Origin of the sequence: Pseudoxanthomonas sp. CCNWLW251 (assembly GCF_037402255.1) — a bacterium.
In the GTDB taxonomy this organism is placed as follows: Bacteria; Pseudomonadota; Gammaproteobacteria; order Xanthomonadales; family Xanthomonadaceae; genus Pseudoxanthomonas_A.
Genome location: NZ_JBBEGA010000001.1, coordinates 922,215 through 946,362, shown reverse-complemented (window position 1 = coordinate 946,362; position 24,148 = coordinate 922,215). Strand labels below are relative to the sequence as shown.

The window sequence follows — 24,148 nt, the reverse complement described above, 5'->3', positions numbered from 1 at the left end:
GGCGGGAATCGTGACCCTGCGCGCGCGCAGGCGCGCCGATCAGCCCGCGTCCGGGGGGAAGCGGGTGAGGGCTTCTTCGATGATGGCCAGCTGGGCGACGGCCTCGGCATGGCCGGCCTCGGCGGCGCGGCGGACCTGCTCCAGGCTGGGATGCGAGACGATCAGCAGCAGGTTGCCGCATTGCGCGCAGGCGTAGTCGGTGACCGCATCGTGCAACTCCATGGCCATCGCACGGCTGTCGCCTTGCCAGCCGCACGGACACGGCAGTTCACGCTCACGCCAACCCGCGGTGAAGTAGTCGGGAACGAGCTCGGCCACGGCTCAACGTCCGCGGCGTTGTTCGAACAGCCATTCCCACATCGGGGTGTACGCGTAGGTGGCGTCCCAGCTGTTGTGGTTGGCGTCCGGGAATTCGGTGTAGCGCGCGTCGCGTGCGTCGGCGGCCTTCAGCGCGGCGTCCATGCGGCGCGATTGCGACGGGGGCACCACGTCGTCCTTGCCGCCGTGGAAAATCCACACAGGGATGTCTTTCAGGCGCTGTGCGGCGGCGGCAAACGGGTCTGCGGCGTTGGCAACGCTGTGCGCACGCAGGCCCGGCCGCGCATCGGTCCAGTCGACGGTGATTCCTCCGCAGATCGGGACCAGGGCGGCGAACCGGGCCGGCTGTTGCAATGCCAGTTCCCACGTACCGTAGCCCCCCATCGACATGCCCGTCAGGTACACGCGATCGGAATCGCCATTGAACTCGCGCACGGCCGCGTCCAGCGTCGCGAACGCAAGGGGGCCGGCTGCCTCGGTCCACTCCGTGTCATCCGGCGCCTGTGGGAAGACCACCAGGCCCGGGAACGTGTCGGCATGCTGGCGCAGGTACGGTCCCAGCCCCGCCATCGTCTGCTTCACGCCATCGCTGCCGCGCTCGCCGGAGCCGTTGAGGAACAGCACCACGGGCGGCTTGCCGCGGCGGAAGCGCGCCGCAGGTACGAACACCTGGTAGCGGTAGGTCTTTCCTTCGAGTGCGACCTCGCGCGAGACGAATTCGCCGGTCGGGTTCATGGGGGGTGTCGTGGTACAGGACGTCATGAGGATCAGCAGCAAGCCCAGGCAGGCGGTGGCAAGAGAGCGCATGGCAGTCGCAATCGAAGGGGACCGGGCGGCAGCATAACCCGATGGGGAAACGGGGCGCCCGATCGACCGGACTGCGTCACCGTTTCGGATCGGCTGGCGGCATGTCGTCCCGCATCCGCATGAAGCGGGCGAAGCGCGGCAGTCCGGTAGACGTCAGGCCGTTGTAGCGATAGGTCAGCCACGCGCCCACCGGCGGTGGCTTGGCCCGCTGGGCATCGGTGAAGCCGGTGCCGATGCGGAAGTGGCGCCCGTCGGGCGTGCGCACCTGCAGCGCGCCCATCATCCCGGCGTATTTGCCTTTGCCCGGCAGATGCGCGACGACTTGTGCCTCGGCGTCCTCATGGGGTTTGTACTTGAGCAGGTCTTCACTGCGTCCGGCGCGATAGCGCGCGTCGCGCCGATGCAGCATCAGACCCTCGCCGCCGCCGGCGACCACGCGGGCCAGTTCTGCGTCCAGTTCGGCCCGGGTGTCGAGGCGTTGCTGCGGGATCATTGCCAGATGCGCGCTGCGTGCCGTCGACACCAGGCTGCGCATGCGAACGACGCGTTCCGCGAACGGCCCAGGGTGGGTGGGCAGGTCGAAGACCATGAAGCGCACATCACGCCATGCCTGCGCATCGGTTCCCACGCGGCGGACGAGGGCGCTGATGTCGTCAAAGCGGCCGCGTGCGATCCACAGCTCGCCGTCCATGGGTTCGGCAGACCAGCCGCGAGTGAACGTGGCCGGTGCCATGATCCGCGCGCCGCCACGCGTCCACAGTGCCCGTCCATCCCAGCGCGCACGCACGCCGTCGAGCTTCTCGCTGACCAGGAAGGCGCCGACCGGCAGGCCATCGCGGTATGGCGTCGCCAGCATCGGATCGGGGGGTGGTGCCGACAGGACGGGCCATATCAGCAGACACAGCAAGGCGGTGAGGATCAGGCGCATGGTGCGGCCAACAGGACGGGGGAGCGACAGCGTCGCCAGCCCGCACGAAGGTGGGCATCGGTGCACATCGCGGCGGCGTGTAGGAAAGCCCCCCGTGCGGTGATCGCCCGGGACAGCAGGCTCAGATTGGCCGGGCTGCGTAGACCGAAGCGGCACATGGCTTCGCCATCACGACCTCATCCAGCACCATGCGACCAGCGCGCCGCCGTGCAGGGCCACCATCGTCCAGAAGGCGACGCGATAGCCCGGCTTGCGCGACTTGTGCCGCAGCATCTGCTGCGCGATCCACGCGCCCGGCCAGCCACCGGCGAGTTCCAGCAGATGCAGGGTCGATTCGGGTGTGCGCCAGCGGCCGGTCTGCGCCGCGTGCTTGTCGAGGGCGTACGCGACGAAAGTGATGGCGGACATCGCCAGCGGTATGAACACCGCCTCGAACGGAAGGCGGTCGTTGCCGATGGCCCAGGCCACCAGCAAGGCATAGGCCGCGGTGGCAACTGCGCCGGTTTGCCACGACTCGGGTCGCGGCGAAGCCGTCCGTGCGGGTGCCGGGGGTGTTGCAGGTCGCGTGGCGGATACCGTCCGACGGACCGCTTGGGCGCGCCACTTGCCATCGGGTTGTCGCTGCGCGGTGAACTTCACGAGTTCGCCGATCTCGGGACGGCGGCCGTCGAGCCGGTAGTCGCGTACGTGGAAGAACACGCGTGCCGGTTCGCCATCGAGTGGCGCGATGAAGCCGAAGCCCCGGTCGTCGTTCCATTCGCTGACTTTGCCGAGCCGTTCCATCGGGGGCGAGGCCTCAGTGCAGCAGAATCAGCGTGGCCAGGCCCAGGAAGCAGAAGAAGCCCATCACGTCGGTCACGGCGGTGACCACTACCGTGCCGGCGACGGCCGGGTCGATGTTCATGCGCTTCAGCAGCAGAGGCAGCAGCACGCCGGCGGTGGCGGCGGCGCAGAAATTGATGATCAGTGCCAATGTGATGACCAGCGACAGCAGCGGACTGCGGAACCACGCGAAGGCGATCACGCCGACGATGCCGCCGATCAGCAGCCCGTTGATGAGGGCGACGCGGATTTCCTTCCACAACAGGATCCGCGCATTGCTGGAACCCACCTGGCCCAGCGCCAGGCCACGCACCATCAGCGTCAGCACCTGTACGGCGGCGTTGCCACCGATGCCCGCGACGATCGGCATCAGAACGGCCAGCGCGACGATCTTCTCCAGTGTCGCCTCGAACTGGCCGATCACGCTGGCGGCCATGAACGCAGTGAACAGGTTGATGCCGAGCCACACCACGCGGCCGCGCACGGCGCGCTTGACCGGCGAGAACAGGTCCTCGTCCTCGTCCAGGCCGGCGGCGCCCAGCGCCTGGTGCTCGGCCTGTTCGCGGATGATGTCGACCACGTCGTCGATGGTGATGCGGCCGAGCAGGATGTTGTTGTCGTCCACCACGGGCGCGGACACCCAGTCATGGTCGGAGAACTGGCGCGCCACTTCCTGCGCGCTCTCGCCCACGTCGATCGCCGGTTGCTCGTCGTCGATCAGCCGGTTGATGGGGGTGGTGTCCTCGTGCGTGACCAGCGCGGCCAGCGGCACGCGGCCCAGGTACTGGTGGCGACGGCTGACCACGTACAGGTGGTCGGTGTGATCGGGCAGTTCGCCGCGCAGGCGCAGGTAGCGCAGCACCACGTCGACGTTGACGTCGGCGCGCACGGTGACCACGTCCGGGTTCATCAGGCGGCCGGCGGTGTCCTCCGCATACGACAGCACCTGCTCCAGCCGCTCGCGGTTCTCGCGGTCCATCGACTTGAGGACTTCGTCGATGACGGTGTCGGGCAGGTCTTCGACCAGGTCCGCAAGATCGTCGATATCGAGGTCCTCGACGGCGGCGACGATTTCGTCGGTGTCCATGTCCGCCAGCAGGCTCTCGCGCACCTCGTCGCCGACGTGCACCAGCACTTCGCCGTCGTCCTCGGGATCGACCAAGCCCCACACCACTTCGCGCTTGCCGGGCGGCAGCGATTCCAGCAGGTTGCCGATCTCCGCGGGCGACAAGGTATTGACCAGCCGGCGCACGGGCCCCAGCCGACCGCTGTCGAGCGCGTCGGAGAGCAGGCGCAACTGGCGTGCGGTCTTGTCGTGGCGGATGGTCTCGACCATTCGGTACTCCGGAATGGGGCCGATCCGTCAGGCGGATGCGACCGGGGCATCAGGCGTTCATTGCACCATTATCGCCCGGGCTGCGATTTATGGACACCCTGGAGACGGAGGAGAAGTGGGGCCAGATGTGGGAGCGACGCAAGTCGCGATGAGGCGTTCCCGGCGGTCCATCGCGACTTGCGTCGCTCCCACAACAGGTATCTCAGGCCGTCGTCGCCGTCTTGAGCCAGCGCTCGATGCCGGCGCGGTCGCGTGCCTGCAGCAGTTTGGCCGCTCGCGTCTGCAACGCACCCAGGTCGACATCGCGGATGGCCTTGCGCAGTTCCAGCAGCGTGGCCGGATGCAGGCTGAACTCCCGCAGGCCGAGTGCCAGCAGCATGGGCGCCAGCGTGGCGTCGCCAGCGATCTCGCCGCACATCGCCACGGGAACCTTGTGCTCCGTGCCCACGCTGATCACGTGGCGGAGCAGGCGCACCACGCCCGGGTGAAGCGGCGAATAGAGTTCGCCCAGTGCTTCGTTGTTGCGGTCGGCGGCCAGCAGGTACTGCACAAGGTCGTTGGTGCCGATGGAGACGAAGTCGACCACGTCGACGAACGCGTGCAACGCGATCGCCGCGGCCGGCACTTCGATCATCGCGCCCACCTCGACCTGTTCGGCGATCTCGAGCCCTTGCTTGCGCAGCTGCAGCGCCGCGCGCCGCAGGCGACGGCGTACCTCGAGGATTTCCTCGCGGCTGCTGACCATGGGCACCAGGATGCGGACCGGGCCGTAGGCGGAGGCGCGCAGGATGGCACGGAGCTGGGTGTCGAAAACGCCGGTGTGCGCCAGCGAGAGACGCACGCCGCGCAGACCGAGCGCGGGATTGTCCTCGTCGCTGACGACGAGCCCGGTGCGGTCGGCCTTGTCCGCGCCCAGGTCGAGCGTGCGGATGGTCACCGGGCGTCCGCTCATGCCGAGCACGAGATCGCGGTAGACCTGGAACTGCTCGTCTTCGCCCGGCAGTTCGCGCCGCTGCAGGAACAGGAATTCGGTCCGGTACAGGCCCACGCCGGACGCACCCAGGGCATGGGCATTCGCCACGTCCTCCAGCGATTCGGCATTGGCCCACAGCGCAATGTCGACCCCGTCGCGGGTGCGGCTGGGCTTGGAGCGCAGCCGGCCGAGTTCGCGCGCTTCACGTGCCGCATCACGCAGGCGTTCACGATAGCGGCGCAGGTCTTCGGGGTCGGGATTGACCACGACCTCGCCCGTGCTGCCGTCCACCAGCAGTACGTCGCCGTCGTTGATCTTCTGCAGGGCCAGCGCATTGCCGACGACCAGCGGCAGGTGCAGGCTGCGTGCCAGGATCGCACTGTGCGACAGCGTGCTGCCGGCGGCGGTGACCACCCCCACCACCCCTTGTGTCTGCAGTTCCGCCAGTTCCGAAGGGGCCACGTTGTTGCTGACCAGGATCTCGCCTGCCGCGCCCGGCGTGTCATCGGCGCGTTGGTGCAGGTGCGCGTGGATGCGACCGATCACATGGTCGAGGTCGTCCATGCGGCTCTTGAGGTAGGCATCGTCCATGCCATCGAACACGGCAGCCAGCCGGTCGCGTTGCAGGCGCAGCGCGTAGTCGGCCGAATAGCGGCCGGTGCGGATCAGTTCGTCCAGGCCATGCAGCAGCTCGGGGTCGTCCAGGAGCAGGGCATGCAGGTCGAGGAACTCGCCGACCTCCTTCGCCAGCGCGCCGTGCAGGCGTGCGCGCAGGCTGTGCATCTCGCGGCGGGTGGCGTCGACGGCGTCATGCAGGCGGACCAGTTCGTCGTCGAGCTGGTCCTGGCGGATGTGCTGCTCGGCCACATCCAGCACATGCGGCAGCCGGACCCGGGCGCGTCCCAGCGCGCTGCCGCGCGACGCCCCATGGCCCGGCAGCAGCGCCCGCATCAGGCGTCCTCGTCGAATCGTCGTTCGAACAGCGACACGACTTCCTGCATGGCGGCGGCCTCGTCCTCGCCCTCGATGCGGACGGTGACCGGCGTGCCCTGGCCTGCAGCCAGCAGCATGACGCCCATGATGCTCTTGGCATTCACCTCGCGTCCCTTGGCGGCCAACGTGGCGTTGCAGCGGAAGCCGGCCAGCGTCTGCACCAGCTTGGCAGTGGCGCGCGCGTGCAGCCCGAGGCGGTTGGATATTGTGAGTTCGCGTTCAAGCATCGTCGTGAATGACTCCATTGCGTGCGCCGGCCGCAGCGGTGGCCGGCAGTTCGTCCAGTCCCTGTTCCGAATAATTCATCACGCGCAACAACATGGGCAGGCTGAGCGCCGAAACGCGGCGCACGGGCGTGCCCAGGCGCGCGAGCTTGCCGGCCAGGTTGCTGGGGCTGGCACCGTACAGATCGGTCAGCACCAGCACGCCCTCGCCGCTGTCCACGCGCCGCAGCGCTGCGGATGCCTGCGGAAGCAGCGCGTCCAAGTCGGCATCGAACGCCACCTCGAAGGCCTCCGCCTTCAGGGGAAGTTGCCGCAGCAGCGCGGTGGCGACCGCCAGGATCGCCGCGCCCACGCCAGGATGAGTTACAAGAAGAATGCCACAGGCCATGCAGGAACGTTAACAGACGGGCATGACGGGCTGGAAGCTGCGTCGGTGGAATGGTGCGGGACCGGGTTGCAGGGCATCGTCTTCGCCGAGCGGCGTAGACGTTGTTGCCTGGCACTCCGGCCCGTGGTTCCGGAGTGCTGTGATGCAGGAAGGGCTGTGGCCCCGACGGTTTTTCGCCTCCAAACAGGGTGTCCGGGGTGCCGGGTCGGGGCGAAAGCCCGTCCTGCGACGGGGTCAGTCCAGCTCGCGGTGGAAGGTGGCGACTTCTTCCCAGCCCTGCTCGCGCGCATGCCGCGCCATGGTTTCGGCCAGGTAGACCGAACGGTGCTTGCCGCCGGTGCAACCGAAGGCGATGGTCACGTAGCTGCGGGTCTCGCCGCGCAGGCGGGGCAGCCAGGTATCCAGGAAGCCGCTGACCTGGCCGACGTACTCGGCGACCTCCGGTTGGGCGTCGAGGAATGCCCGCACCTTGGGATCCCGGCCGGCGTACGGGCGCAGTTCGGGGTTCCAGTGCGGATTGGGCAGCACCCGTGCATCGAACACGAAGTCGGCGTCGGCGGGCACGCCCCGCTTGTAGGCGAAGGATTCGAACAGCAGCGAGAGCTGCGTGCCCTTGTTGAAGGCGAACTCGGCGATGATCCGGCGGCGCAGCTGGTGGACGTTGAGCTGGCTGGTGTCAATGACGACATCGGCCTCGTCCCGCAGGGGCTGGATGATCGCCCGTTCCTGGTGGATGGCTTCCTGCAGGGACAGTCCACCGTGGCCCAGCGGGTGGCGGCGGCGGGTGTCCGAGTAACGGCGAAGGAGCACCTCGTCATCGGCATCGAAGAAGATCAGCCTGCCTTCCAACCCCAACTGCGCCAGTGCGGCGCGCCACTGGGCGAGTTTGGATAGGTCGCTCTGGCGGCTGCGCACATCGATGCCGATGGCGATCCTGGGCGGCAGCTCGTCCTCGCGCATCAGACTGCGGACGAAGGATGGCAACAGGTCCACCGGCAGATTGTCGATGCAGTAGTAGTCGAGGTCCTCGAAGGTCTTCAGCGCCACCGACTTGCCCGAGCCGGACAGGCCGCTGACGATCACCACGGTCGGTGGAAGTGGAGGCGTTGTGCCGTTCTCTTCGTGTGCGTCCACGGGGTTGTCATCGGCCTGCGTCATGGCGTGCTGCGCTCCAGCAGGTTGCTGTGGCGGGCGATGAACATGGCGGCAGGGTCGATGCCCTTGGTGCGCAGGATGTGCAGGCGCGTCGCCGCTTCGGTGAGCACGGCCAGGTTGCGGCCGGGCATGACGGGCAGGGTGATCAGCGGCACGTCCAGGTCCAGCACGTGGCGGGTGCCGGAATCGCCGGTCAGGCGCTCGTAGCCATGGGGATTGGGCTCGGTCATCGGCCGGGTCAGGTGCACGATCAGGCGCAGGTACTTGTTCTTCTTCACCGCCGTGTCGCCGAACATCTCGCGGACGTTGAGCACCCCCAGGCCACGCACTTCCAGCAGGTCCTGCAGCAGCTCGGGACAGGTGCCGTCCAGCACGTCCGGTGCGATCTGGGTGAACTCGGGGGCGTCGTCGGCGACCAGCCGGTGGCCACGGCTCAGCAGTTCCAGGGCCAGTTCGCTCTTGCCGGACCCGGCTTCGCCGGTGATCAGCACGCCAATGGAATAGATTTCCATGAACACGCCATGCAGCGTGACCCGCGGCGCGAGTGTGCGCGCCAGGTGGTAGGACAGATGATTGAGCAGCTCATGTCCGCGCTTGGGGGAGAGCCACAGCGGCGTGTCGTTCTCGTTCGCCGCCTCGCGCAGGTCCTCGGGGCAGGACTGGTTCTTGCTGATCACCAGCGCCAGCGGCTTGGCCTGCACGATCTTCTCGATCGTCTCCCAGCGTTGGCGGGAATCCAGTGAATCCAGCCAGGTCAGTTCCTCGGTGCCCAGGATCTGCACCTTGTTGGGATACACCGCGTTGAGATAACCGGCGAGCGAGGGGCGCCGCGACACGGTGTCGCCGGATTCGAGTATCCGCTTCTCGCCCTTCTGGCCCGCCAGCCAGCGCAGGGCCAGCTTGTCCTTCTGCTGATCGAACAGTTCACGGGCGGTGATGCTGGTATTCATCATGCGGAGGCGGCCGGCAGGAGGGGGTGCCGGGCCCGGGGCAGCAAGGCGCGCATCGACATCGTCGTCGCGTTCGCATGCCGGGAGCGGCGTCTGCCAGTGTAATGGCCCATCCGCGGGTTCGCGACCGCGCGGGCGCTTGGCGGCGCGCTGCGTGCATGCGGTGCGCGCCGGGATCAGTGAAGGCCGCTCCGCGGGGCGGAGCGACCTTGCGTGGCGTCACGTGCGGCCGGCGTCAGCCGATCAGCTCTCCGCGCGCAGCGGTGCGATGGACATCGTTGCGCTTTTCCTTGTGCTTGACCAGCAGGCGGTCGAGCTTGTCGGCCAGGATGTCGATGGCGGCGTACATGGTCTGCGCGCCGGCGTCGGCGTGCAGGGTGCGACCCGCCACAATGATCGTGGCCTCGGCCAGGTAATCGGGCTTGCGGGTTCCCAGCTGCGTACGGACCTCGAAGGGTTGCTCGAAGTGGCGTTCGAGCCGCTTCAGTTTGGTTTCGACGTATTCGCGCAGGGCGGGAGTGACTTCGATTTCATGGCCGTAAGTCTCGATACGCATGTTGCCTCCTTCGGGTCGGTAGAACCGCGCGCAGGGCGCGGATGGCGTGTCATGGAATGACAACGCGGACAGGGTCTGGGTTCCGGCAATCCTCCTCTGTCAGTTGCGATGGGAAGCGGTGCTTCCAGGTTCAAAGATGGACCCGTCGGCGGCAACTATCAACCTCTGGCGCGTTCTTTTTCGCGCAGTGTGAGCTGGTGTGAAAAATGCGTTGCGCCGCCCCGGAACGCGATCACGGAACCGGTGCGCGCCAAGCAGGATTCAGGCGATGCGCACGCGTTCGTGCGAAGAGAGGATGTTCAATGCTTCGCGGTACTTGGCCACGGTGCGTCGCGCCACCGGAATGCCGGACGCCTTGAGCAGGTCAGCGAGCTTCGCATCGGACAGCGGCTTGCGGGGGTTCTCGGCATCGACCAGCTGGCGGATCATCGCCTGGATGGCGGTGCTGGATGCTTCACCGCCGCCCTCGGTGTCGATGCCGGAGGCGAAGAAGGCGCGCATGGGAAGGGTGCCGCGCGGCGTACGGACATACTTGCGGGCGATGGCGCGCGACACGGTGGATTCGTGCAGGCCCACTTCTTCGGCCACGTCGCGCAGCGTCAGCGGGCGCAGCGCCTGCTCGCCGAATTCCAGGAAGCCGGCTTGCTGGTGCAGCAGGCAGCGCATGACCTTGAGCAGGGTCTCGCCGCGCGCTTCGACGCTTTTCAGCAGCCAGCGGGCCTCCTGCAGTTGCGCCTTGAGGTAACCGGCATCGCTGTCGCCGCATTGCCGGATCATCTGTTCGTAGCCGCGATGGATCGCGATCCGCGGCAGCGTGCTGCCTGCGAGCGCGGCGCGCCATACGCCACGCTGGCGCCAGACCACGCAGTCGGGCACCACATAGGTGTCGTGCGAGAGGTCGCCGATCTGCGCCCCGGGCTTGGGATCGAGCGTGCGCAGCAGGTGCACGGCCTCGTCCACCTCGGCGACGGGCCGTTTCAACTCCTGGGCGATGCCGGCCACGCCGCTGCGCGGCAGGCGCTCCAGGGCGGTGTCGGCGATCTGCAGGGCCAGCGCCTTGCCCGGCGTGTCGTCGCTGAGTACCGCCAACTGCAGGTGCAGGCATTCCCCGAGCGTCCGCGCCGCCACGCCCACCGGGTCGAAACGTTGCACCTGGTGCAGGACGACGAGGACGTCCTCTTCGTCCGCCTCGATATCCGGACGCAGCGCCTGCACGATGCCGGACAACGGCTCGCGCAGGTAACCGTCTTCTTCCAGCGCATCGATCAGAGTGGCGCCGATGCGGCGGTCGCGCGGGGAGAGGTGGGACAGGTGGAGTTGCCACAGCAGGTGCCCGTGCAGCGTATCGGCTTCGGCCACGCGCTCGGCCGGGCTGCCGCCGTCTTCGTCGTCAAACGAGCCGCCGCTCGAGGAGGTCCATGGCCCTTCATCCGGCGACCAGTCGTCGCGATCGTCGGGCGCGTCGCGTTCGGCCTCCCTGGGGCTTTCTTCGGGCGGACGGTCATCTTCCGCACCGTGCGTGGGCACAGGCTCTTCGTCGGCCTCGGTCCAGTCGAGCAGGGGATTGGTCTCCACCGCCTCGGTCAACTCGATCTCGAGTTCGGCCGTGGACATCTGCAACAGCCGGATGGCCTGACGCAGCTGTGGCGTCATGACCAGATGTTGTCCCAGCGATGTCTGCAGGCGTGGCTTCATGTCCGACCCTGGAACCCGAAAGGCGGCCAAGAGCCGCCGACGGGATCACAGGCGGAAGGTTTCGCCCAGATAGACCCGGCGTACGTCCGGATTGGCCAGCAGTGCGTCCGGGGCCCCCTGCGCCAGAACGCTACCGGCATTGAGGATATACGCCCGGTCGCAGATTCCCAAGGTTTCGCGCACGTTGTGGTCGGTGATGAGGACGCCGATGCCGCGATCCTTGAGGTGCTTCACGATGCGCTGGATCTCGCCGACGGAGATGGGGTCCACGCCGGCGAACGGTTCGTCCAGGAGCATCAGGCGCGGTCGCGCAGCCAGCGCGCGGGCGATTTCCACGCGCCGGCGCTCACCGCCGGACAGGCTGGCGCCCAGCTGGTCGGAAACATGGGTGATCTGCAGTTCGTCCAGCAGCGAGGCCAGTTCGCGTTCGATGCCCGCGCTGTCCAGATCCTCGCGCAGTTCCAGTACCAGGCGGATGTTGTCGGCCACGCTGAGCTTGCGGAAGACCGAAGGTTCCTGCGGCAGGTAGCCCACGCCCAGCTTGGCGCGCTGGTACATCGGCTGCGCGGTGATGTCCTTGCCGTCCAGTTCGATGGTGCCTGCGTCCGCGGCCACCAGGCCGACGATCATGTAGAAGCAGGTGGTCTTGCCGGCGCCGTTCGGGCCCAGCAGGCCGACCACTTCGCCCGGCTGCAGGGTCAGCCCGAAGTCGGCGACGACCTCGCGCTGCTTGTAGCGCTTGCGCAGTCCCTTCGCGGTGAGCATCAGTTCTTGCCCTGCGCGGGTGCCGCCGCCTTGGGCTGGATCACGGTGCGCACGCGGGTGCCGTCGCCGCCGCTTTCCATGTTGCCCGACTTGGTGTTGTAGACCATGCGCTGCCCGCTGTTGGAGCCGCGGTCGGATTTCACGGTGTAGTTGCCGATGAAGGTGATGGTCTCCGACTTCATGTCGTATTCGACGCGGTCGGCCTGGGCATCCATCCAGCTGCCGTCGTCCATCTGCTGCTTCATCTTCACCTGCTTGCCGGTGAAGATGGAGCGCGAGATCTCGCCGTCGGCCATGTGGATCTCGGCGGCGTTGGAGCGGATTTCCAGCGACCCCTGGGTGACGACCACGCCACCGCCCAGCAAGGTCTTGCCATTGCCTTCCATGTTGCCGGACTGGCTGCCGGAATCGATGGTCATGGCCTGGTTGCGGTCCGTGGACTTGGCCATGGCACCTGCGACGGGCAGCAGGAGCAACAGTGCGGCACTAGCGAGCAGAGCGCGGTTCATAGATGGATCTCACCTCGGATTTGAATGTGTAGTCCTTGGTCTTGAGATTGGTCTCAAAACCGCGCCCGCTCAGTCTAGAGCCGGGCTGGGTAACCGTCACCACGTCATCGGTCTGCGCCACGTCCCGGTCGGGGAACACGTTCAACGTGTCCGTGCGGAATTCCGCCTGGCGGGTGCCGCCCTTCGGTGACGTGCCATGCACATTGCCCTTCAGGCGCAATTCCTCGCCCTTCGCGCTGAGCCAGCCGGTCTTGGAGCGCAGTTCCCACGACCGGCCATCTTCTTCCGGCAGCAGGAACAGCGGGGTGGTGATGGTGAAGGTCTGGTCGTGCGGATTGCGCGCCATCTCGGGGGCACGCACCGCTACGGCCTCTTGCCCCTCTCCGTTGAGTGCGATCATTTCGAAGTCGCGCATCACGTAGTCCGATCGGTCGACCACCACGCGGTTGGCTGCGGGAATGTCGCGGTTCTTCCAGGCCGACCAGCCACTCACGATGGCCGCCAGCAGCAGGACCAGGCCCAGCGTGGTGCGCCAGCTCATGCGGTGCCTCCTTCGAAGGTGGGTGCATGGCCCTGCACGCCCAGCAGCAGGTCGCAGGCCTCGCGCGCCGCGCCCTGGCCTCCCGCCCGGCGGGTGCGCCAGTGCGCGTGCCGGGCCGTCCACGGGTGCGCGTCCGCAGGCGCGATGGCGAGGCCTACGGCGGAGAACGGCGGCACGTCGGGAAGGTCGTCCCCCATGAAGGCGACCTGCTCCAGGCCGATCCCTCCCGAAAGGCACAACTCGCGCACCTTGACCAGTTTGTCCTTGATGCCGGTGAAGACCTGCACGCCCAGTTCGCGACCGCGGGCGACGGCGACCGTGCCACCGCGGGCCGTGATGAAGGCCACTTCAATGCCGGCACGCTTCAGCAGCACAAGCCCCTGGCCATCCTGCACATGGAAAGCCTTCTGTTCGCGACCTTCGCCGTCCAGGTACAGGCGGCCATCGGTCAATGTCCCGTCCACGTCGAAGCACGCCAGGCGAATGCGCGCGGCGCGGGCCAGCACGTCATCGGTCAGGTCATGGAGATGGCGAAGGGGCATGGGGACAGGATCGGGTGGGGATGGGGGCAACGCAAGGGTCGGGGCAAGGACGACCCTGCGGTTTACACCACGCGGGCACGCAACAGGTCGTGAATGTTCAGGGCGCCAAGCGGACGCTGTTCATCGTCCACCACGATCAGGCCGCTGATCTTGTGGGTTTCCATCAGGCGCGCGGCTTCGACCGCGAGTTGGTCCGCACCGATGGTCCTCGGGTGCCGTGTCATCACGTCGGCGATCCGGGCGGTACGTACATCCATTGCCGGATCGTCGAGCGTGCGGCGCAGGTCGCCGTCGGTGAACAGTCCGGCCAGTCGGCCGTCGGCATCGACCACCGCCGTCATGCCGAGGCGCTTGCGGCTCATCTCCATCAGCGCCTCGCTGAGGGTGGCATCCGCGCCTACGCGCGGCACGTCATCGCCTGCATGCATCACGTCGGTGATGTGCAGCAGCAGACGGCGGCCGAGGCTCCCGGCCGGGTGCGAACGGGCAAAGTCGTCGGCGGTGAAGCCGCGTGCATCCAGCAGAGCCACGGCCAGCGCATCGCCCATCGCCAGCGAGGCGGTGGTGCTGCTGGTCGGAGCGAGGTCCAGCGGGCAGGCTTCTGCGGGAACGCTGACGTCCAGGTGGAGGTCGCTCTCGCGCGCCAGCGTGGACTGCGGCCGGCCGGTCATGCCGATGACGAGGTTGCCCTGGCGCTTCAGGACCGGCAGCAACATCAGCACCTCGTCCGACTCGCCCGAGTACGACAGCGCCAGCACGATGTCGGCGTCGGTGATCATGCCCAGGTCGCCATGCCCGGCTTCGCCCGGGTGCACGTAGAACGCCGGCGTGCCGGTGGAGGCCAGCGTCGCCGCGATCTTGCGCGCCACGTGCCCGGACTTGCCCATGCCGGTGCACACCACGCGGCCCTGGCCGGCGAGGATCGCCTGGCAGGCCGCCGAGAACGTGCCGTCGATACGGGCGGCCAGGGCATCCAGTGCACGCGCCTCGATCTCGATGACCCGACGGCCGCTGGCCGCCAGGCTGGCAGGCGAGACGGGGGGTGTCAGGGGGGACGGCTGGGACATGCGGACGGGGCGCCGGCGGGTAGAATGGCCGGGTATTTTATTAGGAAAGCCCGTTGGACGCCGAAACCATCCGTAAACTGATCGAAACCGGCCTGCCGGGCGCACGCGCCGATGTCCAGGGCGACGATGGCGTCCATTTCGAGGCGACCGTCGTGTCCGATGCGTTCCGCGGCAAGCTGCCCCTGGCCCGCCACCGCATGGTCTACGCCACGCTGGGCGACCTGATGGGCGGCGCGATCCATGCGTTGCAGCTCAAGACCGTGACTCCCGACGAGGCTGGCGCCGCCCGCTGAAGCGTGGCAGCCAGCGATCCACGTCGATTCCGTCCTCCACCCGAATTCTCCCTTCCGGATTTCCATGCAGAAGATCATCGTCACCGGTGGCAACACGCTCAACGGCGAAGTCACCATCTCGGGCGCCAAGAACGCCGTGCTCCCCATCCTGTGTGCGACGCTGCTGGCGGATGCGCCGGTGGAGATCACCAACGTGCCGCATCTGCACGACGTGGTGACCACCGTGAAGCTGCTGGGCGAGCTGGGCGCGGGCATCACCATCGACGAGGGCACGCTGGCCAAGGGCCGCGGCATCACCGTCGATCCCACCACCGTCAGCCGCTTCGTCGCGCCCTATGAACTGGTGAAAACCATGCGCGCGTCGATCCTCGTGCTCGGCCCGCTGGTCGCGCGCCATGGTGCCGCGGTGGTATCGCTGCCGGGTGGCTGTGCGATCGGTTCGCGTCCGGTCGACCAGCATATCAAGGGCCTGCAGGCGCTGGGCGCGGAGATCACCGTCGAGAACGGCTACATCAAGGCGCGTGCCGCACGATTGAAGGGCGCACGCTTCGTGTTCGACATGGTCACCGTGACCGGCACCGAGAACGTGATGGCGGCGGCGGCGCTGGCCGAAGGCACCACGGTGCTGGAAAACGCGGCGATGGAGCCGGAAGTCACCGACCTGGCCGAATGCCTCAATGCGCTGGGCGCGAAGATCGAAGGCGCCGGCACGTCGCGCATCGTCATCCATGGCGTCGAGCGCTTGGGCGGCGGCCGCCACTCGGTGGTGCCGGACCGCATTGAAACGGGCACCTTCCTCGTCGCGGCGGCGATGACCGGCGGCAGGGTCACCGCGCGCAATGCACGGCCTGACACGCTGGAAGCCGTACTGGACAAGCTCACCGAAGCCGGTGCGAAGATCGAGACCACGGCCGACAGCATCACGCTGGACATGCAGGGCAAGCGCCCGAAAGCCGTCAGCCTGACCACTGCACCGTACCCGGCGTTCCCGACCGACATGCAGGCGCAGTTCATGGCGTTGAACTGCGTGGCCGACGGCGTGGGCGTGATCAACGAGACGATCTTCGAAAACCGCTTCATGCACGTCAACGAATTGCTGCGCCTGGGCGCGGACATCCGCGTCGAAGGACATACGGCCATCGTGCGCGGCGTCGAAAGGCTGGGAGGGGCGCCCGTGATGGCGACCGACCTGCGAGCTTCCGCTTCGCTGATCCTGGCGGGCCTGGTGGCCGAGGGCGAAACCACCATCGACCGCATCTACCACCTTGATCGTGGTTACGAGAACATCGAAGAGAAGCTTGGCGGCCTTGGCGCGCAGATCAGGCGCGTATCGTGAGCCGGCGCGACCCCACGCTGTCCGGGAACCGCTCGCGGTTCCCCCTTCGTCGCAAGATCCTGTTGGGCATCGTGGTGGGGCTGCTCGCGCTGGTGGCGTGGCTGCATTACACCGGTTCGGCCGCCACGCATGGCATCACCACCCGGGACATGGACTGGAATGGCGACGGCACCGTGACCCAGGGCGAGATCGCGCAGGCGGTGTTCTCGGTGGTAGTCGAGCAGACGCAGGACGGAAACCGGCAGTGCAACGCTTACGCGTGGCGCAACGGCAGCGGGACGATCCGCATGGACTGCAAGACGGTATTCCAGGCCGCGGACGCAGCGGCCAAATGAAAAAGCCCGGCCTGGCCGGGCTTTTTCATGGGTGTCTGGAGGATTCAGCGCCAGGATGTAAGTTGCAGGCGGAACACGTCGCTGCCGTCTTCCCGCTGCACGATGCGGACCGGCGCGGGAACGCCGGCGGCGATCCACGCGGTGGTCTGCTTGCCGCCCGCGCTCTGCACCACCTTGATCGTGTCCAGCGCGCGACCACCCACGGTGATCTTCTCGCGGCCGGCCACGCGGTAGGTCATCGGCTTGGCCTTGCCGTTCTCCAGCAGGCGATAGCTCATGACCGTACGACCGAAGCCGACGTCGCGCACCAGCGCGAGGTTGACCAGCAATGCACCCATGTCGCCCGGCTGCATGGCCACGGGGCCCGCGCGTTGCGGTTTCACGTCGCCGGTCCAGCGCGCCTGCATGCCTTTCCAGTTGTAGACGGTGATGACCGAGCGGGTCTTCATCAGGTACGTGGCACGATCGCTGCCACCCAGTGGCCGGTAGCGGCCGGCCGCGTCCTCGAACACCGTAGCCTGGCTCAGGTTCGCCATCGTGTTGCGGATGCCCATCGCGTAGGTCCAGCGGTTGCCCTGCTGGCTGAGCGACATCGCGCCGCCAGCCGAGATGCCTTTGAAGGACGCCTCGTATTGCGCCGTAAACGGCTTGAGCGCATGGGCGGGGAGGGCCACCGTGGCCAGCGCGGCCGTGAGGAGGACGGACATCCGTGTCATGGGGGTCTCGGAAATGCGGGAGCGCGTGGCTCAGCGCCAGGACTTGAGCGTCAGGTCGATGGTGTCCTGTCCGTTTTCACGCTGCAGGATGCGCGCCGGCACCGGCGCGTCGGCCACCACCCAGACGATGGTCTGCTTGTCGCCGTCGGTGCGTACCACCTTGGTGGCGTCCTGCGGCTTGCCGCCAATCGTGATGCGCTCCTTGCCGGCAACCTGGTAGGTCATCGGCTTCGCGCGGCCGTTTTCCACCATGCGGTAGGTCAATGGCTTGCCCGCCGCCACGTCACGCACGATGGCCAGGTTGACCAGCAGGGCGTCCATGTCGCCGGCGGCCAGCTTCACCGGGCCGGCGCGGTCGGGCTTCACATCGCCGCTCCAGGTGGCCTGCGCCTTGGACCAGTCATACACCGTGTTGACGTTCTTCTTCTTGATCAACAGGCGAGAGCTGTCGCTGCTGCTCAGCGGCCGCATGCGGCCATCCTGCACGTCGAACACGGTCTTCTGGCTCAGGTCCACGGCCTGGTTGCGCACGGTCAGCGTGTACTGCCAGCGGTTGCCGGGCTGCGGCGCGACCGCCATCTGGCCTTCGCCGACCATGCCCAGGGCGCTGGCGTTGTACTGCGCGGTGAAGGCCTCGACGGCGAACGCGGGTGCGCTGGCGCTGGCGAGGATCGCGGCAGCCAGCAGTGTGCGCGGAGAGTGGAGCGTGGTCTTCATCATGTTCAAGGTACTCCCTGGTATTCGACCAGGCGCAGATCGACGCCGTCCTGACCGTTCTCCCGCTGCAGGATGCGCACGGGGGTGGGCACGCCGTCGGCGACCCAGAAAATGGTTTCGTCGTTGCCGCCGTTCGCCCGGCTGACACGCAGGGCACTGTAGCTCAGGTCCTCGACACTCACGATCTCGGGCTCGGACGACACGACGTACTGATAGTCGCGGATGCGGCCGTTGTCCACCACGCGGTAGTTGAGCTCGCGCCCCGGTGCGGCGTCGCGGATCACGGCCAGGTTCATCAGCAGGGCGCTCATGTCGCCTGTCTGCAGCGACAACGGTGCACGGCGGTCTTTCTTGATGTCGCCCCGCCATTGGGCGGTGCGGTTGGTCCAGTCATAAGTGCCGACCATGCTCTTGCCCATGAGCAGGGCGCGGCGGGCCGTGGCTTGGCTGAGCGGACGAAACTGGTTGTCGCTGGCATCGAATACGGTGCTCTGCTCGATGTTCAACCCGGCCAATCGCGCAAAACCACGTGTACCTTTCACATCCAGATCGATCTGCCACTGGCTGCCGGTCCTGGGCGCGACCTTCATGCTTGCGCTGCCGGCCAGCTTGCCCTCGTTGTAGGCCTGGTAGCTGGCCACGAACGGCTCCAGCGCCAGCGCGGGCGCGGTGGCGCCGGCCAGGGACAGGCCGAGCAGCAGGGAGCGGAGTGGGCAAAGCATCGGGGCAAGCAGGTCAGGGGAGCAGACGGTCGGCTGAATCTAGGGACAGCGCATTTAATAGCGGCTGACCGTGACAGAGCGTGATGTCGCCCTGTTCAGCCAAGTTGCCGCTGGCGGCCAGGCGCAGCACGGCCAGCAACAGGGCGTGCTCGCGCGGGAGCAGGCGTGCGGCCAGTGCTTCCGGCGTGTCGCCGGGCAGGACCGGTACCCGCGCCTGGGCGATCACCGCCCCGGCATCCAGTTCAGGAATGACGAAGTGGACACTCGCGCCATGCTCGGTGTCGCCGGCCTCAAGCGCGCGGGCGTGCGTGTGCAAGCCGCGGTATTTGGGCAGCAGCGACGGATGGATGTTCAGCAGCCGGCCGCGGAAGCGGGAGATGAAGGCATCGCCCAAGATGCGCATGTAGCCTGCGCAGACCACCCAGTCCGGACCGGTGGCGGCGACAGCGTCCGCCAGGGCGGCCTCGTATGCGGCACGATCCGGGAATGCTGCGGGTCGCGCGCTCCAGCGCCGCGCTGCCGGGACCAGACGCAGGGCAGGGGCGGTCGGCTTGTCGGAGAACACGCCCACCACGTCGGCATCGAGGGTGCCGTCGGCAATGGCCTGCAGGATGGCCTGCAGGTTGCTGCCGCGGCCGGAGGCCAGTACCGCGACGCGCGCGGTCATGCCTTCACGCCGTGACGCTCGGCGCGCGCCAGTGGCCAGACCAGCAACGCACCGACCGTGGCCAGCAGCATGTCGGCATGCGCGTCCCACCCATCACCCTGCTGGCCGTTGTAGGACTCGGCCGCCTCGGGCGACATGGTCAGCGCGATGCCCCACTCCAGCCATTCGTATAGCAGGCTCGTGCACATGATCAGCATCACCGCCAGCGTGAACGCCTGGCCCACCGATAGCCGTGACCAGCGCTGGCGCAGCCAATGCCAGACGGCGGGCGTGAAGCAGACTCCGTACATCAGGTGGATGAAGCGGTCAAAGTGGTTGCGCTGCCAGCCGAACGCTTCCGCCGGCGACCAGCCCGTCGCGGCCTGCAGCCACGCATCGTACGGTACGTAGGAATACAGCCAGCGCGCGCCGATGCAGTGCGCCACGATGAAGGCGCAGATCAGGGCGAAATGCACCGGCCGCAGCGGCCAGCGGCGGTCATGCCACCACAGCCAGGCCAGTCCGAGCACGGTCAGGCTGCTGTGCATGGCCTGTTCGACCGGCCACCGCGGCGCGATCCAGCTGGCGGCGAACACCGCCAGCGTCAGTCCGAAGACGATCCCCTTGCTGCGCGGCATGCCGCGCTCAGCCGATGCGGACGCGTTCGCCGCCGTGGGCGGTGACGACTTCACCGATCTGCCAGTGCGCCAGTTGCAGGCGGACGAGATCCGCCTGCACGGCGGCAAGCTGGTCCGGCGCAACCACCAGCACGAAGCCGATGCCGCAGTTGAAGGTGCGCCACATCTCGGCGTTCTCCACCGCGCCTTCCCGTTGCAGCCAGTCGAACACGGGCGGCAGCGTCCACGCACTGGCGTCGATGTCCAGGCCCAGGCCGTCCGGGATCACGCGGATGATGTTCTCGGTCAGGCCGCCGCCGGTGATGTGCGCCATCGCATGCAGGTCGTGCGCCTGCAGCAGCTCCAGCACGGGCTTCACGTACAGCGTGGTCGGTGCCATCAGGGCATCGGCCAGCTTCACGCCGCCCACATCGATGTCGGCGGGACGGCCGGCGCGGTCGTAGATGCGCCGCACCAGCGAGTAACCGTTGGAATGCGGGCCGCTGGAGGCCACGCCGATCAACACGTCGCCCGCGCGTACCTTGGCGCCGTCGAGCAGTTTCGACTTCTCCACCGCCGCCACGCAGAAACCGGCGAGGTCGTATTCGCCGGGGCCGTACATGTCGGGCATCTCGGCGGTCTCGCCGCCGATCAGTGCACAGCCGGAAAGCTCGCATCCCCGGGCGATGCCACCGACCACCGACACCGTGGTGTCCACGTCCAGCTTGCCGGTCGCGAAGTAATCCAGGAAGAACAGCGGCTCGGCGCCCTGCACCAGCACGTCGTTCACGCACATGGCGACCAGGTCGATGCCGATGGTGTCGTGGCGGCCCAGTTGCTGCGCCAGCTTCAGCTTCGTGCCCACGCCGTCGGTGCCGGAGACCAGCACCGGCTCACGGTATTTGCCGGACAGGTCGAACAGCGCGCCGAAGCCACCCAGTCCGCCCATCACTTCCGGCCGGAAGCTGCGCTTGACCAGCGGCTTGATGCGTTCGACCAGCTCGTTGCCGGCGTCGATGTCGACACCCGCGTCGCGATAGGTCATCGGGGTGGGGGCGGAAGGCGTCGGCTGGGTCACGGGCGGTCGTCGATGGGGCAAGAGGCGTGATTTTAATGGAATCGGCAGGCCTCGCGGCCGTCCTGAACGGGTGCCGTTGGCGATGGCGGGCCATTCGGGCAACAATTCACAGGGTCTGCAGAGCCCAAGGACGCTCGATGCGCTGGATCCCAGGTTTCGCCCTCGCCACCGCCGTGCTGTTGGCGGCCATGACCACGACGCCCGTCGCACACGCCCAATCGGGCTTGCGCACCGAAGGCGACGCGGTCTCCGCGCGCGGGCTGTATCAGGCCGAGGTGCCGGTCAACGGGCAGGGCGAGGAAGAGCGGCAGGGCGGCTTCGCACGCGCGCTGGGAACGGTGCTGGGCAAACTGTCGGGCGACCGGTCGGCGATGTCGCGCCCTGGCGTCGGTGCCGAGTTGCGCAACGCCAAGGACTATGTGGACGGCTACGACTACCGGCAGGACCAGGGCACGTCGCCCACCGGCGCCCCCACCTTCCGAACCACGCTGGTGGTGCGGTTCGATGAAGACCAGGTCAATGGCCTGGCGGGCGCGCTCGGCCTGCCCGTGTGGCCGCAGCCACGCCCGAAGCCGGTGGTCTGGCTGGCGATCAACGACGGCAGCGGTCCGCGCCTGGTTGGCTTGCCGCAGTCCAATGCCGCGCGCCCGCTGCTCAACCGCGCCATCGAGCGTGGCTACGGCCTCGGCCTGCCGGCCGGCGGCGCGGCGGAACAGGCGCTGGTCGGCGCCATCTGGCGCCAGGACACCGCCGCCGTCGCGCGCGCGTCGGCCCGCTACAGCCCGCCGATGCAGCTGATCGGCAAGCTGTACCGCAGTGCCAAGGGTGGCTGGACCGCCGACTGGGTGTTCGTCGATGCCGGCAAGGTGCTGGCGAAGTGGTCGGTGACCGACGCCGATGCGCGCCGCGCGATGGCCTCCGGTGCCGACGGCACCGCCGATGCGCTGGTGAAGCGCTACGGCAAGCGCGGCAGTGCGGGCCCCGCGGGTACCTATCGCGTGCTCTTCACGGGCATCCGCAGCACGGACGATTACCTGCGCCTGACCGGGCATCTGCAGAAGATGGCAGTGGTCCGCCGCATCACCCCGGTGCGTGCCAACGGCGATATCGTCGAGTTCGACCTGGAGCTCGTGTCGGGCCTGGCCGGGTTCCGTCGCACGATGGGCGACGAAGCCCCCTTCACCGGTGGCGAAGGCGAGCCGCCGGCCTACCAGATGCGCTGAGCCACAAGGATGCCCATGGATCTCTCTCCCACGCCGGTCGGAACGCTGGCCCGCCGCTGGCAATGGCTGCTGGTCGCGGTGATCGTCGGCTGGCTGGTCTGGCTGCTGGCGCCCGTGCTGACGCCGTTTGTCTGCGCGGCACTGCTGGGCTGGCTTGGCGACCCATGGGTCGACCGGCTGGAACGCTCGGGGCGCTCGCGCACCGTGGCGGTGGTGCTGGTGTTCACGCTGATGCTGCTGCTGCTGGTGCTGGCGCTTGTGATCCTGGTGCCGATGATCGAACGTCAGGTGGTCACGGTGATCGAATCGCTGCCGGCTTATCGGGACTGGTTCGTGCAGACCGCGCTGCCGTGGGTGGAGCGCCGCACCGGGCTGGAACTGGTCGCGTGGCTGGACCCGGACCGGCTGACCGAATGGGTGCGTGGCCACTGGCAACAGGCCGGTGGCGTGGCGGCCACGATGTTCGGCTATTTCTCGCGCTCCGGTTTCGCGGTGATGGCGTGGGTCGCCAACCTGGTGCTGCTGCCCATCCTGACGTTCTACTTCCTGCGCGACTGGGACATCCTGGTCGAACGCGTCGCAGCGCTGGTGCCGCGCGACCATATCGCCACGGTCACGCGGCTGGCGCTGGAATCGAACGAAGTGCTCGGCGCCTTCCTGCGCGGCCAGTTCCTGGTGATGCTGGCATTGGGCGCGATCTACGCGGCCGGCCTGTCGGTGGTGGGGCTGAAGGTCGGCCTGCTGATCGGCATCATCGCCGGCCTGATCAGCTTCGTGCCTTACCTCGGTACCGCCACCGGCATCGTGCTGGGCGTGATCGCCGCGCTGGTGCAGTCCGGCGGCGACTGGTCGCTGGTGGCGATGGTGCTGGGCGTGTTCGTGGTCGGCCAGATGCTGGAAGGCTACGTGCTGACGCCCCGCATCGTGGGCGATCGCATCGGCCTGCACCCGGTCGCTGTGATCTTCGCCATCATGGCCGGCGGCCAGTTGTTCGGCTTCCTTGGCATGCTGCTGGCGTTGCCGGTGGCGGCGATCGCCAACGTACTGCTGCGCTTCGCCCACGAACGCTACACGCAGAGCCGGCTGTACGCCGGTGACCGCCCCTCCATCGTGCTGGACTCGTACATCGACAAGGGCAGCGTGGAGCAGGCGCCGGCGCGCGACACCGATACGCCGTGAGCAGGGACATGCAGGGTACCGACCTCGGTCCGCAATTGCCGTTGGCGCTGCGCTATCCGCCGGATCAACGCTTCGAGAGCTTCATCGGTCCGCCGCAGGGCGCGTTGGCGGCGCTGGGTGCCCTGGCAACCAGGCCGGGCGCGGACTGGGTCTATCTGGCCGGCCCGTCTAGGACGGGCAAGACCCATCTCGCACTGGCGCTGTGCGCTGCCGCCGAACAGCAGCATCGTCGCGCGGCCTACCTGCCGATGACGGCTGCCGCCGGCAGGTTGCGCGATGCACTCGACGCACTGGAGGGCAATGATGTGGTTGCGCTGGACGGCATCGAAGTGATCGCCGGTACGCGCGAGGATGAAGTGGCGCTGTTCGATTTCCACAACCGCGCGCGTGCCTCCGGATTGAACGTGCTGTACACCGCACGCGGTATCCCCGACGACATCGGCCTTGATCTCCCCGACCTGCGTTCACGCTTGCAGCAGTGCCTGCGCGTGATGCTCGATCCGCTCGACGAGGCGGGGCGGCGTGATGTGCTGCGCGAACGTGCGCAGCGGCGCGGCCTGGTGCTGGAAGACGCTGCGCTGGAGTGGCTCCTCACGCGGACCGATCGTGATCTGGGCGCGCTGGTGGCGCTGCTGGACCGCCTCGATCGCGCATCGCTCGCGGCGCAGCGACGTATCACGGTGCCGTTCCTGCGCAGCGTGCTTTAGGAGCGGGCCT

General features: G+C 67.8%; 29 protein-coding genes. 6 read left to right on the top strand and 23 right to left on the bottom strand.

The features are described 5' to 3' along the window. Positions 1–39: 39 nt before the first annotated feature. The 17 genes from WBN46_RS04520 to WBN46_RS04440 all read right to left on the bottom strand — a co-directional run bounded on the left by WBN46_RS04520 (position 40) and on the right by WBN46_RS04440 (position 14,569). Positions 40–318 carry a hypothetical protein gene (locus WBN46_RS04520; RefSeq protein WP_337730469.1) on the bottom strand — a complete coding sequence of 93 codons (279 nt, stop codon included), beginning with the start codon at positions 316–318 and terminating at the stop codon, positions 40–42. 3 nt (positions 319–321) lie between these two features. Then, positions 322–1,125, bottom strand: a complete 804-nt coding sequence (locus tag WBN46_RS04515) for a prolyl oligopeptidase family serine peptidase (RefSeq protein WP_337730468.1) — start codon at positions 1,123–1,125, stop codon at positions 322–324. Positions 1,126–1,201: 76 nt separating this feature from the next. Beyond that, entirely contained in the window at positions 1,202–2,053 is an 852-nt protein-coding gene (locus WBN46_RS04510; RefSeq protein WP_337730467.1) for a DNA ligase, read from the bottom strand. Positions 2,054–2,221: 168 nt separating this feature from the next. Next, complete coding sequence (locus WBN46_RS04505) at positions 2,222–2,836, bottom strand: DUF1294 domain-containing protein (RefSeq protein WP_337730466.1); 615 nt, start codon at positions 2,834–2,836, stop codon at positions 2,222–2,224. A 13-nt stretch (positions 2,837–2,849) separates the two neighbouring features. Further along, positions 2,850–4,211, bottom strand: coding sequence for a magnesium transporter (mgtE, locus tag WBN46_RS04500; RefSeq protein ID WP_337730465.1), 1,362 nt, complete (start codon positions 4,209–4,211; stop codon positions 2,850–2,852). Between the two features lie 202 nt (positions 4,212–4,413). After that, positions 4,414–6,135: a phosphoenolpyruvate--protein phosphotransferase gene (ptsP, locus tag WBN46_RS04495; protein WP_337730464.1), complete on the bottom strand. Its 1,722-nt coding sequence runs from the start codon at positions 6,133–6,135 to the stop codon at positions 4,414–4,416. Beyond that, positions 6,135–6,404 (bottom strand): HPr family phosphocarrier protein, encoded by a 270-nt coding sequence (locus WBN46_RS04490; protein WP_337730463.1) that lies wholly within the window; start codon positions 6,402–6,404, stop codon positions 6,135–6,137. The genes ptsP and WBN46_RS04490 overlap by 1 nt, the downstream gene beginning before the upstream one ends. Beyond that, the gene (locus WBN46_RS04485) at positions 6,397–6,789 is read right to left on the bottom strand and encodes a PTS fructose IIA subunit family protein (protein ID WP_337730462.1); all 393 of its coding nucleotides are present in this window, start codon (positions 6,787–6,789) and stop codon (positions 6,397–6,399) included. The genes WBN46_RS04490 and WBN46_RS04485 overlap by 8 nt, the downstream gene beginning before the upstream one ends. A gap of 234 nt (positions 6,790–7,023) precedes the next feature. Beyond that, positions 7,024–7,947: an RNase adapter RapZ gene (gene rapZ / locus WBN46_RS04480; protein WP_337730461.1), complete on the bottom strand. Its 924-nt coding sequence runs from the start codon at positions 7,945–7,947 to the stop codon at positions 7,024–7,026. Next, positions 7,944–8,894 (bottom strand): HPr(Ser) kinase/phosphatase, encoded by a 951-nt coding sequence (gene hprK, locus WBN46_RS04475; protein WP_142123599.1) that lies wholly within the window; start codon positions 8,892–8,894, stop codon positions 7,944–7,946. The genes rapZ and hprK overlap by 4 nt, the downstream gene beginning before the upstream one ends. A gap of 235 nt (positions 8,895–9,129) precedes the next feature. Then, positions 9,130–9,450 (bottom strand): ribosome-associated translation inhibitor RaiA, encoded by a 321-nt coding sequence (gene raiA, locus WBN46_RS04470; RefSeq protein ID WP_142123600.1) that lies wholly within the window; start codon positions 9,448–9,450, stop codon positions 9,130–9,132. Positions 9,451–9,711: 261 nt separating this feature from the next. Further along, positions 9,712–11,145 carry an RNA polymerase factor sigma-54 gene (locus WBN46_RS04465; protein ID WP_337730460.1) on the bottom strand — a complete coding sequence of 478 codons (1,434 nt, stop codon included), beginning with the start codon at positions 11,143–11,145 and terminating at the stop codon, positions 9,712–9,714. Between the two features lie 45 nt (positions 11,146–11,190). Beyond that, positions 11,191–11,910, bottom strand: coding sequence for an LPS export ABC transporter ATP-binding protein (gene lptB / locus WBN46_RS04460; RefSeq protein ID WP_142123602.1), 720 nt, complete (start codon positions 11,908–11,910; stop codon positions 11,191–11,193). Beyond that, a complete protein-coding gene (gene lptA, locus WBN46_RS04455; protein WP_337730459.1) occupies positions 11,910–12,419 on the bottom strand; it encodes a lipopolysaccharide transport periplasmic protein LptA in 510 nt (169 codons plus the stop codon). Before lptA ends, lptB begins: the two co-directional genes overlap by 1 nt. Continuing rightward, positions 12,397–12,960, bottom strand: a complete 564-nt coding sequence (gene lptC, locus WBN46_RS04450; RefSeq protein ID WP_337730458.1) for an LPS export ABC transporter periplasmic protein LptC — start codon at positions 12,958–12,960, stop codon at positions 12,397–12,399. The genes lptA and lptC overlap by 23 nt, the downstream gene beginning before the upstream one ends. Further along, positions 12,957–13,502 (bottom strand): HAD hydrolase family protein, encoded by a 546-nt coding sequence (locus tag WBN46_RS04445; RefSeq protein WP_337730457.1) that lies wholly within the window; start codon positions 13,500–13,502, stop codon positions 12,957–12,959. Before WBN46_RS04445 ends, lptC begins: the two co-directional genes overlap by 4 nt. Positions 13,503–13,564: 62 nt before the next feature. Then, entirely contained in the window at positions 13,565–14,569 is a 1,005-nt protein-coding gene (locus tag WBN46_RS04440; protein WP_337730456.1) for a KpsF/GutQ family sugar-phosphate isomerase, read from the bottom strand. A 53-nt stretch (positions 14,570–14,622) separates the two neighbouring features. On the opposite strand from WBN46_RS04440, the gene WBN46_RS04435 reads away from it, so the two are divergent. From WBN46_RS04435 to WBN46_RS04425, 3 genes are all read left to right on the top strand, one after another. Continuing rightward, positions 14,623–14,862, top strand: a complete 240-nt coding sequence (locus WBN46_RS04435; protein WP_192200371.1) for a BolA family protein — start codon at positions 14,623–14,625, stop codon at positions 14,860–14,862. A 64-nt stretch (positions 14,863–14,926) separates the two neighbouring features. Continuing rightward, complete coding sequence (murA, locus tag WBN46_RS04430) at positions 14,927–16,198, top strand: UDP-N-acetylglucosamine 1-carboxyvinyltransferase (protein ID WP_337730455.1); 1,272 nt, start codon at positions 14,927–14,929, stop codon at positions 16,196–16,198. Then, positions 16,195–16,533, top strand: coding sequence for an EF-hand domain-containing protein (locus WBN46_RS04425; protein ID WP_337730454.1), 339 nt, complete (start codon positions 16,195–16,197; stop codon positions 16,531–16,533). The genes murA and WBN46_RS04425 overlap by 4 nt, the downstream gene beginning before the upstream one ends. A 44-nt stretch (positions 16,534–16,577) precedes the next feature. On the opposite strand, the gene WBN46_RS04420 is transcribed toward WBN46_RS04425, so the two are convergent. The 6 genes from WBN46_RS04420 to purM are packed head-to-tail and all read right to left on the bottom strand — an operon-like array spanning position 16,578 to position 20,996. Next, positions 16,578–17,240 carry a DUF3108 domain-containing protein gene (locus WBN46_RS04420; protein WP_337730453.1) on the bottom strand — a complete coding sequence of 221 codons (663 nt, stop codon included), beginning with the start codon at positions 17,238–17,240 and terminating at the stop codon, positions 16,578–16,580. Between the two features lie 39 nt (positions 17,241–17,279). Beyond that, positions 17,280–17,966 (bottom strand): DUF3108 domain-containing protein, encoded by a 687-nt coding sequence (locus WBN46_RS04415; protein ID WP_337730881.1) that lies wholly within the window; start codon positions 17,964–17,966, stop codon positions 17,280–17,282. 5 nt (positions 17,967–17,971) lie between these two features. Further along, the gene (locus WBN46_RS04410) at positions 17,972–18,688 is read right to left on the bottom strand and encodes a DUF3108 domain-containing protein (protein ID WP_337730452.1); all 717 of its coding nucleotides are present in this window, start codon (positions 18,686–18,688) and stop codon (positions 17,972–17,974) included. Positions 18,689–18,701: 13 nt separating this feature from the next. After that, positions 18,702–19,355, bottom strand: a complete 654-nt coding sequence (gene purN / locus WBN46_RS04405; protein WP_337730451.1) for a phosphoribosylglycinamide formyltransferase — start codon at positions 19,353–19,355, stop codon at positions 18,702–18,704. After that, positions 19,352–19,972, bottom strand: coding sequence for a DUF2238 domain-containing protein (locus WBN46_RS04400; RefSeq protein ID WP_337730450.1), 621 nt, complete (start codon positions 19,970–19,972; stop codon positions 19,352–19,354). The genes purN and WBN46_RS04400 overlap by 4 nt, the downstream gene beginning before the upstream one ends. 7 nt (positions 19,973–19,979) lie before the next feature. After that, a complete protein-coding gene (gene purM / locus WBN46_RS04395; protein ID WP_337730449.1) occupies positions 19,980–20,996 on the bottom strand; it encodes a phosphoribosylformylglycinamidine cyclo-ligase in 1,017 nt (338 codons plus the stop codon). 170 nt (positions 20,997–21,166) lie between these two features. Here purM and WBN46_RS04390 point away from each other — a divergent pair, with 170 nt between their 5' ends. From WBN46_RS04390 to hda, 3 genes are read left to right on the top strand one after another with little or no spacing between them, the layout of a single operon-like run. Further along, complete coding sequence (locus tag WBN46_RS04390; protein WP_337730448.1) at positions 21,167–22,252, top strand: DUF2066 domain-containing protein; 1,086 nt, start codon at positions 21,167–21,169, stop codon at positions 22,250–22,252. Between the two features lie 15 nt (positions 22,253–22,267). Beyond that, a complete protein-coding gene (locus tag WBN46_RS04385) occupies positions 22,268–23,431 on the top strand; it encodes an AI-2E family transporter (protein ID WP_192200378.1) in 1,164 nt (387 codons plus the stop codon). Between the two features lie 8 nt (positions 23,432–23,439). Then, on the top strand, positions 23,440–24,138 hold the full coding sequence (hda, locus tag WBN46_RS04380; protein ID WP_337730447.1) for a DnaA regulatory inactivator Hda: 699 nt from the start codon (positions 23,440–23,442) through the stop codon (positions 24,136–24,138). Positions 24,139–24,148 lie beyond the last annotated feature (10 nt).

Coding starts and splice junctions, on each gene's coding strand:
- lptA (WP_337730459.1), bottom strand. CDS start 12,419: ATGAACCGCGCTCTGCTCGCTAGTGCCGCACTGTTGCTCCTGCTGCCC.
- WBN46_RS04505 (WP_337730466.1), bottom strand. CDS start 2,836: ATGGAACGGCTCGGCAAAGTCAGCGAATGGAACGACGACCGGGGCTTC.
- purM (WP_337730449.1), bottom strand. CDS start 20,996: ATGACCTATCGCGACGCGGGTGTCGACATCGACGCCGGCAACGAGCTG.
- hda (WP_337730447.1), top strand. CDS start 23,440: ATGCAGGGTACCGACCTCGGTCCGCAATTGCCGTTGGCGCTGCGCTAT.
- WBN46_RS04390 (WP_337730448.1), top strand. CDS start 21,167: ATGCGCTGGATCCCAGGTTTCGCCCTCGCCACCGCCGTGCTGTTGGCG.
- hprK (WP_142123599.1), bottom strand. CDS start 8,894: ATGAATACCAGCATCACCGCCCGTGAACTGTTCGATCAGCAGAAGGAC.
- murA (WP_337730455.1), top strand. CDS start 14,927: ATGCAGAAGATCATCGTCACCGGTGGCAACACGCTCAACGGCGAAGTC.
- WBN46_RS04400 (WP_337730450.1), bottom strand. CDS start 19,972: ATGCCGCGCAGCAAGGGGATCGTCTTCGGACTGACGCTGGCGGTGTTC.
- WBN46_RS04415 (WP_337730881.1), bottom strand. CDS start 17,966: ATGAAGACCACGCTCCACTCTCCGCGCACACTGCTGGCTGCCGCGATC.
- WBN46_RS04510 (WP_337730467.1), bottom strand. CDS start 2,053: ATGCGCCTGATCCTCACCGCCTTGCTGTGTCTGCTGATATGGCCCGTC.
- WBN46_RS04515 (WP_337730468.1), bottom strand. CDS start 1,125: ATGCGCTCTCTTGCCACCGCCTGCCTGGGCTTGCTGCTGATCCTCATG.
- WBN46_RS04420 (WP_337730453.1), bottom strand. CDS start 17,240: ATGTCCGTCCTCCTCACGGCCGCGCTGGCCACGGTGGCCCTCCCCGCC.
- WBN46_RS04485 (WP_337730462.1), bottom strand. CDS start 6,789: ATGGCCTGTGGCATTCTTCTTGTAACTCATCCTGGCGTGGGCGCGGCG.
- rapZ (WP_337730461.1), bottom strand. CDS start 7,947: ATGACGCAGGCCGATGACAACCCCGTGGACGCACACGAAGAGAACGGC.
- WBN46_RS04385 (WP_192200378.1), top strand. CDS start 22,268: ATGGATCTCTCTCCCACGCCGGTCGGAACGCTGGCCCGCCGCTGGCAA.
- WBN46_RS04465 (WP_337730460.1), bottom strand. CDS start 11,145: ATGAAGCCACGCCTGCAGACATCGCTGGGACAACATCTGGTCATGACG.
- lptC (WP_337730458.1), bottom strand. CDS start 12,960: ATGAGCTGGCGCACCACGCTGGGCCTGGTCCTGCTGCTGGCGGCCATC.
- purN (WP_337730451.1), bottom strand. CDS start 19,355: ATGACCGCGCGCGTCGCGGTACTGGCCTCCGGCCGCGGCAGCAACCTG.
- WBN46_RS04490 (WP_337730463.1), bottom strand. CDS start 6,404: ATGCTTGAACGCGAACTCACAATATCCAACCGCCTCGGGCTGCACGCG.
- ptsP (WP_337730464.1), bottom strand. CDS start 6,135: ATGCGGGCGCTGCTGCCGGGCCATGGGGCGTCGCGCGGCAGCGCGCTG.
- WBN46_RS04440 (WP_337730456.1), bottom strand. CDS start 14,569: ATGTCCCAGCCGTCCCCCCTGACACCCCCCGTCTCGCCTGCCAGCCTG.
- WBN46_RS04410 (WP_337730452.1), bottom strand. CDS start 18,688: ATGCTTTGCCCACTCCGCTCCCTGCTGCTCGGCCTGTCCCTGGCCGGC.
- WBN46_RS04445 (WP_337730457.1), bottom strand. CDS start 13,502: ATGCCCCTTCGCCATCTCCATGACCTGACCGATGACGTGCTGGCCCGC.
- mgtE (WP_337730465.1), bottom strand. CDS start 4,211: ATGGTCGAGACCATCCGCCACGACAAGACCGCACGCCAGTTGCGCCTG.
- raiA (WP_142123600.1), bottom strand. CDS start 9,450: ATGCGTATCGAGACTTACGGCCATGAAATCGAAGTCACTCCCGCCCTG.
- lptB (WP_142123602.1), bottom strand. CDS start 11,910: ATGCTCACCGCGAAGGGACTGCGCAAGCGCTACAAGCAGCGCGAGGTC.